At 69.3% G+C, this 16902-nt stretch carries 18 protein-coding genes and 1 other RNA gene; 12 read left to right on the top strand and 7 right to left on the bottom strand.

Annotated elements, in window-relative coordinates:
- Positions 1-40: 40 nt before the first annotated feature.
- From ACQQ2N_RS07890 to ACQQ2N_RS07905, 4 genes are all read right to left on the bottom strand, one after another.
- Positions 41-493, bottom strand: a complete 453-nt coding sequence (locus ACQQ2N_RS07890) for a hypothetical protein (RefSeq protein ID WP_440225161.1) — start codon at positions 491-493, stop codon at positions 41-43.
- Between the two features lie 101 nt (positions 494-594).
- Positions 595-1113 (bottom strand): DNA-deoxyinosine glycosylase, encoded by a 519-nt coding sequence (locus tag ACQQ2N_RS07895; protein WP_440225162.1) that lies wholly within the window; start codon positions 1111-1113, stop codon positions 595-597.
- Positions 1114-1399: 286 nt separating this feature from the next.
- Complete coding sequence (locus tag ACQQ2N_RS07900) at positions 1400-2125, bottom strand: hypothetical protein (RefSeq protein WP_440225163.1); 726 nt, start codon at positions 2123-2125, stop codon at positions 1400-1402.
- A gap of 53 nt (positions 2126-2178) precedes the next feature.
- Positions 2179-2706, bottom strand: a complete 528-nt coding sequence (locus tag ACQQ2N_RS07905) for a DUF4124 domain-containing protein (RefSeq protein ID WP_440225164.1) — start codon at positions 2704-2706, stop codon at positions 2179-2181.
- A gap of 202 nt (positions 2707-2908) precedes the next feature.
- Here ACQQ2N_RS07905 and cydP point away from each other — a divergent pair, with 202 nt between their 5' ends.
- From cydP to ACQQ2N_RS07930, 5 genes are all read left to right on the top strand, one after another.
- Positions 2909-3121, top strand: coding sequence for a cytochrome oxidase putative small subunit CydP (cydP, locus tag ACQQ2N_RS07910; protein ID WP_440225165.1), 213 nt, complete (start codon positions 2909-2911; stop codon positions 3119-3121).
- Positions 3118-4671 carry a cytochrome ubiquinol oxidase subunit I gene (locus ACQQ2N_RS07915; protein WP_440225166.1) on the top strand — a complete coding sequence of 518 codons (1554 nt, stop codon included), beginning with the start codon at positions 3118-3120 and terminating at the stop codon, positions 4669-4671. The genes cydP and ACQQ2N_RS07915 overlap by 4 nt, the downstream gene beginning before the upstream one ends.
- Before the next feature lie 106 nt (positions 4672-4777).
- The gene (gene cydB, locus ACQQ2N_RS07920) at positions 4778-5911 is read left to right on the top strand and encodes a cytochrome d ubiquinol oxidase subunit II (RefSeq protein ID WP_440225167.1); all 1134 of its coding nucleotides are present in this window, start codon (positions 4778-4780) and stop codon (positions 5909-5911) included.
- Between the two features lie 13 nt (positions 5912-5924).
- Positions 5925-6056, top strand: a complete 132-nt coding sequence (gene cydX / locus ACQQ2N_RS07925; RefSeq protein WP_440225168.1) for a cytochrome bd-I oxidase subunit CydX — start codon at positions 5925-5927, stop codon at positions 6054-6056.
- A gap of 156 nt (positions 6057-6212) precedes the next feature.
- Positions 6213-6896 carry a C40 family peptidase gene (locus tag ACQQ2N_RS07930; protein ID WP_440225169.1) on the top strand — a complete coding sequence of 228 codons (684 nt, stop codon included), beginning with the start codon at positions 6213-6215 and terminating at the stop codon, positions 6894-6896.
- Between the two features lie 9 nt (positions 6897-6905).
- Here the strand turns inward: ACQQ2N_RS07930 and def are convergent, their stop codons facing one another.
- Genes def through ACQQ2N_RS07945 form a run of 3 tightly spaced genes read right to left on the bottom strand, consistent with a single transcriptional unit; the run spans position 6906 to position 9347 of the window.
- Complete coding sequence (gene def / locus ACQQ2N_RS07935) at positions 6906-7445, bottom strand: peptide deformylase (RefSeq protein ID WP_440225170.1); 540 nt, start codon at positions 7443-7445, stop codon at positions 6906-6908.
- Between the two features lie 13 nt (positions 7446-7458).
- Positions 7459-8769 (bottom strand): Xaa-Pro aminopeptidase, encoded by a 1311-nt coding sequence (pepP, locus tag ACQQ2N_RS07940; protein ID WP_440225171.1) that lies wholly within the window; start codon positions 8767-8769, stop codon positions 7459-7461.
- A gap of 14 nt (positions 8770-8783) precedes the next feature.
- Positions 8784-9347, bottom strand: coding sequence for a UPF0149 family protein (locus ACQQ2N_RS07945; RefSeq protein ID WP_440225172.1), 564 nt, complete (start codon positions 9345-9347; stop codon positions 8784-8786).
- Between the two features lie 182 nt (positions 9348-9529).
- Between ACQQ2N_RS07945 and ACQQ2N_RS07950 the strand changes: the two genes are divergently transcribed.
- From ACQQ2N_RS07950 to rpiA, 7 genes are all read left to right on the top strand, one after another.
- Positions 9530-14143, top strand: coding sequence for an EAL domain-containing protein (locus ACQQ2N_RS07950; protein ID WP_440225173.1), 4614 nt, complete (start codon positions 9530-9532; stop codon positions 14141-14143).
- An 8-nt stretch (positions 14144-14151) separates the two neighbouring features.
- Positions 14152-14379 (top strand): TIGR02449 family protein, encoded by a 228-nt coding sequence (locus ACQQ2N_RS07955; protein WP_440225174.1) that lies wholly within the window; start codon positions 14152-14154, stop codon positions 14377-14379.
- Positions 14376-14672 (top strand): cell division protein ZapA, encoded by a 297-nt coding sequence (locus ACQQ2N_RS07960; protein WP_440225175.1) that lies wholly within the window; start codon positions 14376-14378, stop codon positions 14670-14672. Before ACQQ2N_RS07955 ends, ACQQ2N_RS07960 begins: the two co-directional genes overlap by 4 nt.
- Before the next feature lie 7 nt (positions 14673-14679).
- A non-coding RNA gene (gene ssrS / locus ACQQ2N_RS07965) (6S RNA) lies at positions 14680-14867 on the top strand.
- A gap of 26 nt (positions 14868-14893) precedes the next feature.
- Entirely contained in the window at positions 14894-15499 is a 606-nt protein-coding gene (locus tag ACQQ2N_RS07970; RefSeq protein WP_440225176.1) for a 5-formyltetrahydrofolate cyclo-ligase, read from the top strand.
- A gap of 67 nt (positions 15500-15566) precedes the next feature.
- The gene (locus tag ACQQ2N_RS07975) at positions 15567-16028 is read left to right on the top strand and encodes an EVE domain-containing protein (RefSeq protein ID WP_440225177.1); all 462 of its coding nucleotides are present in this window, start codon (positions 15567-15569) and stop codon (positions 16026-16028) included.
- A gap of 13 nt (positions 16029-16041) precedes the next feature.
- Positions 16042-16698, top strand: coding sequence for a ribose-5-phosphate isomerase RpiA (rpiA, locus tag ACQQ2N_RS07980; protein ID WP_440225178.1), 657 nt, complete (start codon positions 16042-16044; stop codon positions 16696-16698).
- Positions 16699-16902 lie beyond the last annotated feature (204 nt).

A 16902-nucleotide genomic window follows, 5' to 3' on the forward strand; every position in this document is an offset into this window, starting at 1 on the left:
CGCCCGGGATCGCCCGGACGGTCGCAGCGGGAGATCAGGCTTACTTGGCCTTGCTCAGCGTGAACGCACCGACACTGATGCCGAGGTCGATGCCTTCGCCGGCGCCGGCCAGCGCGAGCGATACGGTGCCCTTGGTGAGGATCTGGGCGGTACCCGACTTGACCAGGCCCGCGTTCGCCTCGCCCTGGGCGTAGGTGCCCAGGACGTCATTGATCGTGTGCACATCGGTGAACTTGCCGGTGCCGTTGTCGATGTGCGACTTGCCGACCGTCAGGCCGCCGCCCTTGGCGGAGATGTCGACCTTGATCGAACGGCCGTCCTTGCAGGTGACCGTGCCGTGGCCTTCGGCGTGCTTGTAGATCGCCGACCAGCCGCTGAGGTTGAACTTGAGCGTGCAGCCGAGATCGGCCTCCGCGGCACGCGCCTGCGGCGCCGTCGCGAGCAGGCCCGAGGCGAGGACCGTCGTGGCGAGACCCGTCATGATGCGAAGCATGGCGACACTCCGAACGTGGAAGAGGGAGCGCAGTGTTGGCCGTTCATGCTGAACGGACGGGGCCGGAATCCGACGATGCGAGAACGGCGGTCAGGATCCGGTCAGCGGTTCGAGACGGCGTCGCGCATCGCTTCCCAGCCCGAGCGCTTGCGGGCGCGCGGGATCGACGCGTTGGCCGGGCTCGTCGACGGCAGGTCGAGCAGTGCGACACGTCCTGCAGGCAGATGCGGCAGCACGAGGCGACGGAACGCCTTCTGCGCGGTGCCGCCGTTGAGCACGATCGTGTGCAGTTCCGGATGTGCGGCCGCGAGCCCGGGGATGTCGTTGGCGATCTCGCTCGCGCGCACGATGCTGCTGTCGAGGCTGCCCGGCCGCTCGCAACGCGCGTAGACGTCCCAGATGCCGACGCCGAGCGCGTGCAGGCGCGCGATGCGTTGCGCATACGCAAGCTCGGGCCCGGCGTCGAACAGTTCGCCCATGAACGGCCAGAACAGGTTCTGCGGATGCGCGTACGACTGCTGCATCGCAAGCGAGCGCACGCTCGGCGCGGTGCCGAGCACGAGCACGCGGCACTGTGCGCCGACCTGCGGCGGGAAGCTTTCGACGAGGGAGTCGCTCACGGGATCACACAGGGAAAAAAAGCGAGCTTCGTTCAGTGCGATGAACGGCAGCCGAGCGGTAACGCGGCGCTAACCGCGAGCCAACCGGAGCTTTGCATCGCGGGGATTACCGTGGATCCCGCGATGACACGGCAAGGCCGCATCGCCGAAATGTCCGCACAGGAGACATCACTGCGCTGACCACCACGAATCGCTTCATCGGCCGTGCAGCGCACCGCATGGCCGTCACAAGGGCCGCGCCTTCGGGTGCGGCCCTTTTCCATGCGTTCCATGCGGTGCTCCGCGCTCACTTGGCCGGCACGGGCACCCATTTCTGCGCATCGAAACCGCCGACTTCGTAGACCAGCGTGCGCTTGGCGCCGCCTTTCGGCGTCACCTCGATCGCGATCTCGCGCGCCTTGCCCATGCGCGCGAGGAAGGGCTTGTCGTCCTCGATGAAGATCGCGGGTTCGCCGGTCGGCGGAATGCTGCCTTCGAACGACTTCGCGGCTTCGCCGTCGAAGCGCACCGAGACGCGGCACGGCTTCGCGCAGCTGAAGCCGGGCTCCTCGCCGAACACGTAGACACTCTGGCCCCATTCGGAGTGCTTGCGCAGGATGAGGCGCGGGCCCGTGCCGGTCGCGGCGCCTTCCTTGCTGTAGACCGACGCCGTGCTCTGACGACCGCCGGCCATCGGGCCGGTCTGGTAAGCCCACAGGCGGCCGAGGCGGCGTGATTCGCCGTCGGCCGTCGCCTTGGCGCGCAGCGGTTCCAGCGTCTCCTTGACCCTGGCGGCCTCGGGGCTTTCGGGGAAGGTGCGCAGGATGTCGTCGCCGAGAGGCACGGCGAGTTCGGCACTGCCGGCATCGACCATCTGCTGGTACATCTCGAACTGCTTGGCCGCCGACGGCCCGCGCGGCTGCTGTGCGGCGGCGGGTGCTGCGGGAGCGGCTTCCTGGCCTTTCGAGCACGCCGTCGCGACGATCGCGGCGATCGCCGCAGCGGCGGCGAGAGCGAGGGTTCTGGTTGGCATCGACGGTCCACGAAGAGAACGAAGCGTCGACTATACCGCCGACGCATCGGCCATCAGTGCCGTCGGCACGGATCGCGCCCGAGATTGCGGTCGTAGGTCGAGATCCGGTCGTCGTGCTCGCGTCCTTCGCGGCCATTCGCGCGCATGCGCCGGCACGCTTCGGGCAGCGTGATCGCGCGCGCCTGCACGCGCTCGGGAGGTTTCGTGCCGTGCGCCCTGGTCCCCTTCGTGCCCTTCGCCGGCAGCGTCGCCGGGCAGGTGGAGAACCGGTAGAACACCGCACCGCCCGACGCACGGCACTCCCATGCGTTGGACGTCACGGCGCGTGCCGGCGCGTTGCGTGGCGTCGACGCGGCGGGTCGCTTCCCGCGTGACGTCGTCGTCGTGCGCTCGCGAGGCGCGGTCGCATGGCTCGGTGCCGGTTCGGCCGGCATCACGAGGCGTGTGCCATGCGTGCAAGCCCGGTCCTGGAAGACGGTCGACCCGTCCTCGCCGGTGCAGCGGTACACCACCTGTGCGGAAAGGCCGGGCGCAAACGACATCGTGCAGGCGACGAACAGGATCCAACAGAGCGGCGGCACGGCCATCGGCGACATCCCCGGGCGGAAGGCAGGGCCAGCGTCGCGCGTCGTGGGCCGCTGTGGCGACGGCCGTCTTTCGCGCGTGCGTGTAGGAGATCGCCGACTGATCCGCTTGCGCGGCGAGCATCTGATCCGTGACAGCCGGTCGCATCGCGGCACACGATCACGGGCGTACACTGGCCGCGACACGGGAAGACCGACGATGCAGGAACGCAAGCCGCCTTCGAAGTCGTGGTTCCGCGGACGCGGCGGTCGCCGCTTCGGCATCGAGTTCGCGCTGATCATCGGCATCAAGCTCGTCCTGCTCACCGTGCTCTGGCACGTCGCGATCAAGCCATGGCCGCGTGCCGACACCTCGCGCGAGGCGATCGAGGCGCATTTCACGCCCTCCGGACGACAGGATGCCGCGCCATGATCGACCACACCGTCGTCGATCTCTCGCGCCTGCAGTTCGCGCTGACCGCGCTGTACCACTTCCTGTTCGTGCCGCTGACGATGGGCCTGGTCTTCATGCTCGCGATCATGGAGTCGGTCTACGTCATGACCGGGCGCGAGATCTGGAAGCGCATGACCCAGTTCTGGGGCGTGCTGTTCGGCATCAACTTCGCGATGGGCGTGGCGACCGGCGTGACGATGGAGTTCCAGTTCGGCACGAACTGGGCGTACTACTCGCATTACGTCGGCGACGTGTTCGGCACGCCGCTCGCGATCGAAGGCATGATGGCGTTCTTCCTCGAGGCGACGTTCATCGGCCTGTTCTTCTTCGGCTGGGACAAGCTCTCGCGCGTCGGCCATCTCGCCGTGACCTGGCTGCTCGCCTTCGCGACCAGCATGTCCGCGCTGTGGATCCTCGCCGCGAACGCGTGGATGCAGAACCCGGTCGGTGCCGAGTTCAACATCGACACGATGCGCATGGAGGTCACCTCGTTCAGCGCGGTGTTCTTCAACCCGGTCGCCCAGTCGAAGTTCGTGCACACGGTCAGTGCCGGCTACGTGCTCGGCGCGATGTTCGTGCTGTCGATCAGCGCCTGGTACCTGCTCAAGGGCCGCAACGTCGATTTCGCCAAACGCTCGATGACGGTTGCGGCGAGCTTCGGCCTGGCGGCATCGCTGAGCGTGGTCGTGCTCGGCGACGAATCCGGCTACACGGTCACCGAACACCAGAAGATGAAGCTCGCCGCGATCGAGGCGATGTGGGAGACCGAGCCGCCGCCGGCGTCGTTCACGCTGTTCGGCTGGCCCGACGTGGCCGAGCGCAAGACGCATTACGCCGTGCACATTCCGTGGGTCATGGGTCTCATCGGTACACGTTCGCTCGACGGCGTGCTGCCGGGCATCCGCGAACTCGTCGCCGAAGCCGAGGTGCGCATCGCCGATGGCCGCAAGGCCTACGCGGCGATGCAGGCGTTGCGCGCGGATCGCAACGACGCCGAGGCACGCGCGACGTTCGAGGCGCACAAGGACGACCTCGGTCACGCGCTGCTGCTGACCCGCCTCAACGTCGATCCGCTTTCCGCATCGCCCGAAGACGTCGCGCGCGCCGCCGAGAGCACGATCCCGAACGTGCCCGTGCTGTTCTGGGCCTTCCGCATCATGGTCGCGTGCGGCTTCTGGTTCATCGCGCTGTTCGCGTACTCCTTCTGGCTCGCCTCGAAGCGCCAGCTCGACCGCCACCGCTGGTACCTGCGTGTGGCGCTGTGCAGCCTGCCGCTGCCGTGGATCGCCAGCGAGCTCGGCTGGATCGTCGCCGAGTACGGCCGCCAGCCGTGGGCGATCGAAGGCATCCTGCCGACCGCGCTCGGTGTCTCGTCGGTGTCGGTCACGCAGGTCATGACGAGCCTGATCGGCTTCGTGGTGTTCTACACGGCGCTCGCCGTCGTCGATGCGTTCCTCATGGTGCGCTACGCGCGCAAGGGGCCGGACGGGCTAGGCATGTGGCCGCCGAAAGAGGAGGGCGTGCATTGAACACGGTGCCATCGCCGCGCGGGGTTCGCGGACGCGTTCCTCGGGTGCCGGCCACGCGCGTGGCGCGCCGCACGCACGACGCGCAGGACTGAACGGAGGTCGCCGCATGCCGGATTACGAGACCTTGCGCATCATCTGGTGGCTGCTGCTCGGCGTGCTGCTCGCCGGCTTCGCGGTCATGGACGGCTTCGACCTCGGCGTCGCCGCGCTCGTGCGCGTGCTCGGCCACGACGACGGCGAGCGCCGCGCGCTGCTCGAGACCGTCGAGCCGGTCTGGGAGGGCAACCAGGTCTGGCTCATCCTCGGCGGTGGCGCGATCTTCGCCGCATGGCCCCTGCTCTACGCGGCATCGTTCTCGGGCTTCTACTTCGCGATCTTCCTCGCCCTGCTCGCGTTCATCCTGCGCCCGGCCGGCTTCAACTTCCGCAACAAGATCGAGGACCCGCGCTGGCGCGATGCCTGGGACGGCGTGCTCACGTTCACGGGCGTGGTGCCGCCGGTGATCTTCGGCGTCGCGATCGGCAACCTGTTCCTCGGCGTGCCGTTCCGCTACGACGCGACGTTGCGCATGACCTACGAAGGCGGCCTCGTCGACCTGCTGCGGCCGTTCCCGTTGCTGGTCGGCCTCGTCGCGCTCGCGATGCTGCTCATGCATGGCGCGGCCTGGGCCGCGGTGAAGTCCGAGGATCCGATCGCGCAGCGTGCCGAGCGTGCGCTGCGCGTGCTCGCGCCGGCCTTCGTCCTCCTCTATGCCGCGGCGGGCGCCTGGCTCGCGACCGGCATCCCGTCGTACGTGATCAGCGGTGCCGTCGTCGTCGATGGACCGTCAAATCCGCTGTTCAAGGCCGTCGCCACGGACGGGCAGGGTTGGCTGCACGGTGCGCTCGGAAGCTGGGCCTGCGTGATCGCGGGCATCGCGATCGCCAGTGCCGTGCTCGTGCCGCTGCTCGCGTCACGCCGGCGTCATCGCGGCGCGTTCCTCGCGAGTGCGGTCGCGGTCGTCGGCACGGTGATGTCGGCGGGCTTCGCGCTGTTTCCGTTTCTGATGCCGTCGAGCCTCGATCCGCGCAGCAGCCTGACCGTGTGGGATGCGTCGTCGAGCCGGCTCACGCTCGGGCTCATGCTGATCGCGGCGGCGATCTTCATGCCGATCATCGTCGCTTACACGATCTGGGTGTACCGCGTGCTGCGCGGGCGCATCGACCTCGCGCACGTGCGGCGTTCCCACTCGATGCACTAGGAGGCCGTCCCCGATGTGGTACTTCAGCTGGATCCTCGGCGTGGGGCTCGCCTGCAGCTTCGCGATCCTGAACGCGATGTGGTTCGAGCTCGACGCCGATCGTGAGGCAAAACGCCGCGCCGACGACGAGACGCCGCCGCACTGACGACCGGCCTCGCGGGGGCGTACGCATGTACGCCTCCGAACCGCGACGGGCTTAACGGGAATTGAACCACGACCCGTCACGTCATTTGCTACTTTCGTCACGCGCTCGGGGAGTTCGACGCGCACCCCGTCAACCTCCAGCCGAGCGACCTCGCGCATGTTCAACTCGCGCCTGCCAACGTTGGTGTTCGCCGCCTGCGTGGCGACCCTCCTCGCCCCGCGTTCCGCGTCCGCCGCCGAAGCACCCCTGTGGTCGCTCGATACCGGTCTGACGCTACTCGTCGCACCGGTCGTCCAGGCCGCGGCCGTGACGCCGTTGTGGGCCGTGCCGGCCTCGACGCTGCCGTCCGCCGCCGAGGTCGTGACCGCCTCCGAGACGAAGCACTCGTGGAGGCCGCGCATGCTCGAGGAGCTGTCGCCGCGGCAGCTGCTCACCTCGATCGCCAACCGCCTGCGCGACATCCGCTACCGCCGCGGTGGCCGTGATCCCGAGAGCGGTTTCGACTGCAGCGGCTTCGTGCGCTACGTGTTCCAGCACGGCCTCAATGCCGATCTCCCGCACAGTTCGGCCGCCCAGTTCCACGTCGGCCGCAAGATCGACCGCAAGGAGCTGCGCAGCGGCGACCTCGTGTTCTTCCGCATCGCCGGCAAGTCGATCTCCCACGTCGGCATCTACCTCGACGACGGCCGCTTCATCCATGCCCCGTCGTCGGGCAAGCGCGTCAGCGTGAGCAGCCTTTCCGAGCCCTACTGGGCCAAGCGCTACGCCGGCGCCAAGCGCCCGGACGTGCTCGTCGCGCATGACGACACGCTGCCGCAGACGCACGACCGCCACGGCTGACGCGCGGCGTCAGTCGTCCGATGCCGGGTCCAGGCCCGGGAACAGCACGTCGGTGAAACCGAGTCGGGTCAGGTCCTGCATGCGGGTCGGGTAGAGCCGGCCGATCAGGTGGTCGCACTCGTGCTGCACGACGCGTGCGTGGAAGCCTTCGGCTTCACGATCGATGGGCACACCCTGCGGATCGACGCCGCGATAGCGGATCGCCCGCGGTCGCGGCACGAGACCGCGCAGGCCCGGCACGGAAAGACAACCCTCCCAGCCGTCCTCGAGTGTCGCATCGAGCACCTCGATGACCGGGTTGAGCAGGATCGTGCGCGGCACCGGCGGTGCCTCGGGATAACGTTCCGAGCGCTCGAAACCGAAGATCACGAGCTGCAGGTCTACACCGATCTGCGGCGCGGCGAGGCCCACTCCGCCGGCCGCGGCCATCGTCTCGAAAAGGTCGGCGATCAGCGCCTCGAGTTCGACGCTGCCGAGCATCATGTCGGGCACCGGCGGCGCGACTCTCAGCAGGCGCGGATCGCCCATGCGCAGGATCGGATGGATCATCGCGGCCGCCCGCTCAGCGCTTCGCCATGAGCGCTTCGATCGCGTCGGGATCGCTCGGCACGTCGCGCGTGATGACCTCGGGGTCGCCGCTCGTGACGACGACGTCGTCCTCGATGCGGATGCCGATGCCGCGCCAGCGCGCCGGAACGCCCTTGAGGTCCGGCGCGACGTAGATGCCGGGTTCGACCGTCACGACCATGCCGGGCTCGAGCTCGCGGAACTCGCCGTCGATGCGGTAATCGCCGACGTCGTGTACGTCGAGACCGAGCCAGTGCCCGGTCTTGTGCATGTAGAAGCGGCGGTAGGCGTGGTCGCGCAGGTTGGCCTCGAGCGTGCCCTTGAGCAGGCCGAGCTCGATCAGGCCGCGCGTGATCACGCGCACGGCGGCTTCGTGGTAGGCGTCGTAGGCGCGACCCGGGCGCACCGCGTCGATCGCCGCGGCCTGCGCGGCCAGCACGATGTCGTAGAGCGCGCGCTGCTCGGGCGAGAAGCGCCCGTTGACCGGAAACGTGCGCGTGATGTCCGACGCGTAGCACTCGAACTCGGCACCGGCGTCGATGAGCAGCAGGTCGCCGTCGCGCAGCGGCGCGTTGTTGGCGCGGTAGTGCAGCACGCAGGCGTTCGCGCCGCCGCCGACGATCGGCTCGTAACTCGGCACGGCGCCGTGGCGACGGAACGTGTGCAGCAGTTCGGCCTCGACCTCGTGCTCGTTCATGCCGGGTCGCGTCGTGCGCATCGCACGCACGTGCGCCTCGGCGGCGATCTGTGCCGAACGCCGCATCGTGCGCAGCTCGGCGCGCGACTTGAACAGGCGCAGGTCGTGCAGCAGGTGCGACAGCGCGACGAACTCGTGCGGCGGCTTCGCGCCCTGGCGCACCATCGCGCGCACGCGGTTGACCCAGCCGATCAGTTTGAGGTCGAACTCGGTGTCGCGCCCGAAGTGGTAGTAGACGCGCGAGCGTCCCTCGATCATGCCGGGCAGGATGTCGTCGATGTCGGCGATCGGAAACGCGTCGTCGAAGCCGTACTGCTCGACGGCGCCTTCGTGGCCGGCGCGCGCGCCGTCCCAGCGTTCGCGCTCGGGATCCTTCTCGCGGCAGAACAGGATCGTCTCGCCCTGCGCGCGGCCCGGGATCAGCGCGAGCACGGCTTCGGGTTCCGGGAAGCCGCTCAGATAATGGAAATCGCTGTCCTGGCGATACGGGTAATGCGCGTCGTTGTTGCGCACGCGCTCGGGCGCGGCGGGCACGATGACGATCGCGTCGCGGCCGGCCATGCGCATGAGCTGGCGGCGACGGCGGGCGAACTCGCTGGCGGGGATCATCGCGGCGGCGTCGCTCAGTGCAGGCGTCGGCTGGGCGGCGCGCCGGCGCCCGCGCGCGGCATGCCGTTGAACTCGCCGTACAGCAGCAGTACGCCGACGCGCACGAATTCGAGTACCTCGGTCAGCGCGGCCTCGTCCTCGTCTTCGTCCTCGAGATCGAACGACGAGCCCGCGATCGTCGCGACGTCGCGCAGGATCTCGGTCGCATCGGCCGAGCACGTGCCCGGATGTCCGGCACCGGCCAGACCGATGCCGCCGAGGAAACCACGGCACCAGGCAACGAGCGCATCGGCACGATCGGGCAGCGGCGCGTCGTCGCGCGGCAGCAGAGGCTCGAAGCCGAGCTCCTGATCCTCGAGCTGGGCCAGGCAGGCGGGATACAACGCGGCCATGCGCGCGTCGCCGTCGTCGTCGAGGTCGATCGCGAGCGCTTCGGGCCAGCGGCGTGGATCGGCACGGCCACCGCCGCTCAGGAAGCCTACCAGCGAGCCGTGCACCTCGCTGGCGCCGAGGCCGGCCTTGAGGCGGGCCAGGGTGTGGCCGAGGTCGTCGTGGTCGAGAGGGGATGAATCGGTCACGCATCACGTCCGCAGGTCGATGCGCGGATTCTAGCGCGTCGCGCAGGAGGCGACGTGCACGCGCGCAGCCGATTGCCTACACTGCGACGACGAAGCGGGGGAAGGAACGTCGACGCGTGCCCGGGGCGCAAGCCGCGACACGACCGCTGCGGGACGATGGAGTCTGGTCAGGCGGTATCCGGATGCGCACACGCAGCAAGCTCCAACGCTGGACCGGTCCGCACGCATGGGCGCGGCTCGGCCTGTTGCGTGCGCTGATCGTCGCCTGCGCATGGCTCGCGGCGGTCATGCCCGCCGCCGCCGTCGAGCGCGCGTTCTATTTCGACGCGATCGGTGCCGACCACGGTCTGCTGCAGAGTTCCGTCAACGTGATCCATCAGGATGCCGCCGGTTTCCTCTGGGTCGGCACGCAGGGCGGGCTGCACCGCTTCGACGGCTACCGGTTCAGGCTCTATGCCCACGACGGCGACGATTCCGCGAGCCTGCCGGAAGGCGTGCTCATGGCGTTGGCCGACGCTGCCGACGGCCACCTGTGGGTCGGCACCAATGTCAGCGGCGTGTCGCGCTTCGATACCGCGACCGGCCGCTTCGACGCGTTCATGCTCGGCGACGACGCACCTTTGCGCGGTCTCCGCGATTCGGTGACCGCGCTCGCGGTCGATGCGCAGGGCGACGTGTGGATCGGCTCGCGGCACGGTCTGGAACGCCTCGCCCCGGCCACGCGCACGCGCGTCACGCTGTCCCCGGCCGAGGGCGCGGCGCCGAATCCCGTGCGCAGTCTCGTGATGGCCTCCGACGGCACCCTCTGGGCCGCGACCGCGCAAGGCCTGCTGCGCGCGCAGCGCGGTGCCTCGTCGGTCGAACGGGTCGCCGCCGGGAAGCTCGGCGACCTCACGAGCGTCATGGAGGGGCGCGATCGCGTCATCTACGCGGCGGGTCCCGGTGCGCTGTACCGCGTCGACCAGGTCAGCGGCGAGGCTGAGGTGCTGTGGTCGGGGCAGGGCCATGGCAAGGTCACCTCGCTCGCCGAGGACATGGTCGGCCGCGTCTGGATGTCGGTGCGCGGCGAAGGCCTCGCGATCCACGAGCCGGGCCGCGAGGGCGTGCGCTGGATCCATCCCAACCGCGAGCTTCCGGGCGGCCTGCAGGAGCCCACGATCTCGCGGCTTTTCGTCGATCGCTCGGGGCTGCTGTGGATCGGCGGCGAGACCACCGGCCTGGCCAAGGTCGATCCGGACGGCGCGACGTTCCGCTACATCGTCGACAACCGCGCGGCGAGCTTCGAGTCGGGGGCCAACAGCATCCGCTCCATCCTCGAGGACGGACCCGATGCGCTGTGGCTCGGCACCGACGGCGGCGGCCTGCGCCACTACGATCGACGCAGCGGCCGTTTCGAGGACCACACGGCGCTCATCGCCGCGGCGTTCGGCCTCAAGCCGCCGACGCGACTGCACGTGGAAGCGCTCGCGCGCGACGCCGGCGGTGTGATCTGGTTCGCCACCAATCTCGGTGTCGGCCGCTTCGAGCCGGGTACGGCATCGGTGGTCCCGCTCGCGTCGACGCTGGGGCGCGCCGGCGAGTCGCGCGACCGCGGCTACCGGACGCTCATCGTCGCGCGGGACGGCGCCGTCTGGTACGGATCCAACGCGGAAGGCGTGGCACGCCACGACCCGCGCACCGGCATCACGCGCTCGTGGCGGCATGCGGATGGCGATGCGGGAAGCCTCACGCACGACCATGTCATCGCGCTGCACGAGGACAGGGCAGGTCGACTCTGGGTCGGCACGCTCGACGGCCTCAACGTCATCGATCCCGCGAGCGGCGTCGTGCGCACGATCGAGCACGACGCGGCCGATCCGCATTCGTTGTCGGGCAACCTCGTCCGCGACATCCACGAAGCGGCCGACGGCAGCTTCTGGATCGGCACGCACAGCGGCCTCAACCACCTCGCGAAGCTCGACGGCGCGCCGCCGCGCTTCACGCGCTACGGCGTGCGCGAAGGCCTGCCCGACCCGACGGTGTACGCGATCCTCGAGGATCCGATGGGCCGCCTGTGGTTCAGCACGAATCGCGGCGTCGTCGCGTTCGACGCCGCCAACGACACCTTCCACACGTTCTCGCTCAAGGACGGGCTGCAAGGCCTCGAGTTCAACGGCGGCTCGTCGCTCGGGCTGTCGAACGGGGAGTTCGCGTTCGGCGGCCTCGCCGGGCTCAACATCGTCATGCCCGGCGCCGTCGTCGCGAGCCGCTACGTGCCGCCGATCGTCATCACCGGCGTGCGCATCGGCAACGCGGGCGAGTCGCAGGACCGGCCCGGTCCCGACCTGACCATGCAGCAGGCCGATCGCGTCGTGCGCTTCGAGTTCGCCGCGCTCGACTTCACGGCGCCCGAGCGCAACCGGTTCCGTTATCGCCTCGAGGGCTTCGACGAGCACTGGGTCGAGGCCGGCGCGCGCAGCGACGCGACCTACACGAACCTCGACGCCGGCAACTACGTGTTCCAGGTGCAGGCCAGCAACCACGACGGCTACTGGAGCAACGATTCCGCCTCGCTCGCGTTGCGCATACGCCCCGAATGGTGGAACAGCCTGCCGATGCAGGTGGCCTACGTGCTGTTCGGCGTGCTCGCCGTGCTGTTCGCGTGGCAGTCGGTGCGGCGCAAGCGGCTCGAGGAACGCCGCCACCACCGCGAGATCCAGGAGCGCGAGGACCGCCTTCGCCTCGCGCTGTGGGGATCGTCGGACGAGTTCTGGGACCTCGACATGGATTCGGGCGTCCTCGTGCGCCTCGGTGCCGACCGGCGCGGCAACCAGCGCGAGGATGCCGCGTCGGTCTACGAGTGGGTGCGTGGCCACGTGCACCCCGACGACCAGCGCGCGATCGCGCAACGCCTCGACGACCACATCACCGGCAAGGCCTCGCTGTTCGAATCCGAGCAGCGCGTGCGCGTGCGGGACGGCGAATGGATCTGGGTGCTCGCACGCGGCAAGATCGTCGAGCGCAACGAGGCCGGACGCCCCCTGCGCATCTGCGGCACCGCGCGCAACGTCACCGCGACGCGCGAGGCCGAGCGCGACCGGCGCATCGCCCAGCAGGTCATCGGCAGCATGAGCGAGGCGGTATCGGTCACCGACCTCGACTTCCGCTTCATCTCGATCAACCCCGCGTTCACGCGCATGACCGGCTGGCAGGAGCACGAGCTGCGCGGCCGCTCGGCGTCGCTGCTCAACTGCGCGCAGCACTCGCCCGAGCACTACCAGTCGCTGCGCGACGCGCTGGCGCGCGACGGCCACTGGCGCGGCGAGCTGTGGCAGCGCCGCAAGGACGGCGAGGAGTTCCTGTCCTGGCTGCAGAGCAGCGAGGTGCGTGATGCGCAGGGCCAGCGCATGCACTACGTGCAGGTCATCACCGACATCACCGAGCGCAAGCGCAACGAGCAGGAACTGCGCTACCTCGCCAATTACGACACCCTCACGGGCTTGCCGAACCGCACGCTGCTGTTCGAACGCCTCGGTCACGCGGTCGTGCGCGCGCGTCGTGGCGCGCGCAAGGTCGCGGTGCTGTTCCTCGATCTCGACCGCTTCAAGCACGTCAACGATTCGATGGGCCATGCCGCCGGCGACCGCATGCTCAAGGCGGCCGGCAGCCGCCTGCGCGACCACGTGCGCGACGGCGACACGGTCGCGCGCATCGGCGGCGACGAGTTCAACATCGTGCTCGAGGAACTCACCGACGCGATCGAGGCCGAGCGCGTCGCGCAGAAGATCATCACCGCGTTCGAGGCGCCGCTCGAGCTCGACGACGGCCAGGAGGTCGTCATCTCGCCATCGATCGGCATCAGCCTCTACCCCGACCACGCGCAGACGCCGACCGACCTGCTCAAGTTCGCCGACACCGCGATGTACCAGGCCAAGGAGCACGGCCGGAAGACCTACAAGGTCTACACCGAGTCGATGGATGCCGCCGCGCGCCTGCGCGCGACGCTGGTCGGCGCGCTGCGCAAGGCGCTCGAGCGCAACGAGTTCAGCCTCGTCTACCAGCCCAAGCTGTCGCTGCTCGACGACCGCATCACCGGCGTCGAGACGCTGCTGCGCTGGAACAGCGAGGAACTCGGCAGCGTGCCGCCGTCGACGTTCGTGCCGATCGCCGAGGAGACCGGCCTCATCGTCGAGATCGGCGACTGGGTGCTCGAGCAGGCCTGCCGCCAGCTGTCGGCCTGGAACCGCGCCGGCCTGCGCGACATCTCGGTCTCGGTGAACCTCTCGGTGCTGCAGCTGCAGCGCGGCGACCTCACCCAGCGCCTGTGCGACATCCTCGCCGACAACGACATGGCGCCGAACCAGCTCGAACTCGAGCTCACCGAGAGCGTGATCATGGCCAACGCCGAGCAGTCGATCACGACGCTGCGCCAGCTCAAGGCGGTCGGCGTGACGCTGTCGATCGACGACTTCGGCACGGGCTACTCGTCGTTGAGCTACCTCAAGCGGCTGCCGATCGACACGCTCAAGATCGACAAGGAATTCGTCGGCGACATCACCACCGATCCGGATGACGAGGCGATCACCGCGACGGTCATCACGATGGCCCACTCGCTCGGCCTGAACGTGGTCGCCGAGGGTGTCGAGATCGCCGAGCAGGTCGAGTATCTGCGCGAGCAGGGTTGCGACGAGGTGCAGGGCCACTGGCTGTCCCGGCCGATCCCCGCCGAGGCCTGTTTCGCGTTCCTGCGCGACCGTTCCAAGCGGCGTCGCAGCAGCCTCGGCGACCCCATGGACTGGTCGGTTTCCGGTGTATAGTGGACGCCATGTCGGAGCATGATTCCACGCTGTCCGCAGTCGCGGAAATCGGCGGCCAGGTCGATCGCCTGGTCGAGCTCTGCCGCCGCCTCACGGACGAGAATCGCAGCCTGCGGCAGAGCCAGGAGCAGCTCGCCAGCGAGCGCGCCACGCTGCTCGCGCGCAACGAGCAGGCACGCACGCGCGTCGAGGCGATGATCGCGCGGCTCAAGTCGCTGGAGCAGAACCAGGCATGAGCGAACCCGTCGCCGTCCGCATCCTCGACCGCGAGTACCTGATCGCCTGCGCTCCCGAGGAGCGCGCCGGCCTCGTCGCGGCCGCGAATTACCTCGACGGCAAGCTGCGCGAACTGCGCGAGGCGCACCGCGGTGGCGGCCTCGAGCGCATCGCCGTGCTGGCCGGCCTCAACATCGCCCACGAGCTGCTCGGCGAGCGCCGCGCCGGCGCAGACCGCGACGCGCATCTTGAACGCCACCTGCAGACACTCAAGTCGAAGCTTGATGCCGGTTTGCCCGCGTCACTACAATAGGCCCCGGTGTCCTCGGCGGTGTGCGACAGCGCATCCCAACATATTGCCTTGTACCTGTAGACGACCCGGGATGGCCATGTGACGGCCGGTGTGCATGTCCGCCTCGAGCGGAAAGCCTGATGGTCTTGCAGAGCCCTCCCACCTGAACCCATTGGTTCAAGGTCGTTAGGTGTGCATCGGCACGGCGGAGGACGCCACTTCTTTCCCAAGTTGCGGCGCGCATGACAGTCGAAGACGAGCGGCGACTCCTGCGTGCCGAGCTCCGCGCGAAGCGCCAGGCCCTCGGGGCCGCCGAGCGCATCGCGGCCGCCACGGGCGTGGCGGCATCGCTCGAACAGCTTCCCGAGTTCCTGACCGACCCGCGCATCGCCGGCTACTGGGCGATCGACGGCGAGCTGCCGCTGCACAGCGTCGTGGCGAGCCTGCAGCGGCGCGGCCAGCGGTATTACCTGCCGCGCCTGGCCGGACCACGCCTGCTGCGCTTCGCGCCGTGGCATCCCGGCATCGCGTTCGAGCCCAACCGTTACGGCATTCCCGAGCCCGCAAGCGCCGAGGGTGACCTCGTCGAGCCGTCCGCGCTCGACGTCGTGCTCGTGCCGCTGCTCGGTTTCGACCGTCGTGGCCATCGTCTCGGCTACGGCGGAGGCTATTACGACACGAGCTTCGCGTTCCTGCGCGAGCGCACCGAGGTCGCGCAGCCGGTCTACGTCGGCGTCGGCTATGCCGCGCAGGAGCTCGACGCGCTCGAGGCCTCGCCGTGGGACGTCGCGCTCGACTACGTCGCCACCGAGAACGAACTCATCGACTGCCGCGCGGGCGCCGCGTGAGCATGTCGCGCGGCCTGCTCCTGCGCGCCTGCGCGCAGGCATGCTGCACCAGCACGGGAACACCGCGATGACCAAGCGCTACTGGCTCATGAAGTCCGAGCCCGAGGAGTTCTCGATCGACGCGCTCGCCAAGGTGAAGGTCGAGCCGTGGAGCGGCGTGCGCAACTACCAGGCGCGCAACTTCATGCGCGACGGCATGCGCGTCGGCGACGGCATCCTGTTCTACCACTCCAACTGCCCCGAGCCCGGCGTGGTCGGCCTCGCCGAGGTCGCGAGCCTCGCGCATCCGGACCCGACCCAGTTCGATCCGCGCAGCGACTACCACGATCCCGCGAGCCGTCCGGAAGAGCCGCGCTGGCTGCTCGTCGACGTGCGCTTCAAGCGCAAGCTCGCGCGCACGATCACGCTCGACGAACTCAAGGCGCAGGCCGACGAGCTCGGCGACTTCGCGCTGATCCGCCGCGGCAACCGCCTGTCGGTGCTGCCGGTGACGCGCGCGCAGTGGGACTTCATCCTCGCCCTCGAATGACCCGGAGCCCCGCATGACCCCGCAGGAAGAAGGCAAGCGCCGCGCCGCGCGCGCCGCGATGCGCTACGTCGAGAACGGCATGACCGTCGGCGTCGGCACCGGCTCGACCGTCGCGCACTTCATCGATGCACTCGCCGAGCGCCGCCACGACATCGAAGGCGCCGTGTCGAGCTCCGAGCAGTCCACGCGTCTGCTCAAGGAGCGCGGCATTCCCGTGTTCGAGCTCAACGCGACCGGCGAGCTCGCGCTCTACGTCGACGGCGCGGACGAATGCGATCCGCAGCGTCGCCTCATCAAGGGCGGCGGTGCCGCGCTCACGCGCGAGAAGATCATCGCCGCGGCGTCCAAGCAGTTCGTCTGCATCATCGATCCGAGCAAGCGCGTCGACGTGCTCGGGCGCTTCCCGCTGCCGGTCGAGGTGATCCCGATGGCACGCAGCCATGTCGCGCGCGCGCTGGTCGACCGCGGCGGCAAGCCGGTCTGGCGCGACGGCGTCGTCACCGACAACGGCAACTGGATCCTCGACGTGCACGGCCTGCACATCACCGATCCGGTCGCGCTCGAGCGCGACATCAACCAGATCGTCGGCGTCGTCACGGTCGGCCTGTTCGCGCAGCGCCCGGCCGACGTCGTGCTGACCGGCGACGCGGCGCTCGACGGCAACGCCTGAGCACCGCGCTTCTGGTGGCGCCGCGCTTCCGCGCCGGCGCTGGATGCTCGCCGTGCGTGTGTCGGCGCCCACTGTTGTCCGGGGAAAGTTCGATCGAAGGCAGGAGAGCATTGCCGCGCCAGGCTTCAGGCGATGAATGCCGGGATGCCGACTCGCTCTCGTGGCAGACGCGCGCGGCGCGTTCTTTCCCTTCTCTCCGGGAGA

This window comes from Dokdonella aquatica (assembly GCF_051987395.1).
Taxonomy (GTDB): Bacteria; Pseudomonadota; Gammaproteobacteria; order Xanthomonadales; family Rhodanobacteraceae; genus Dokdonella.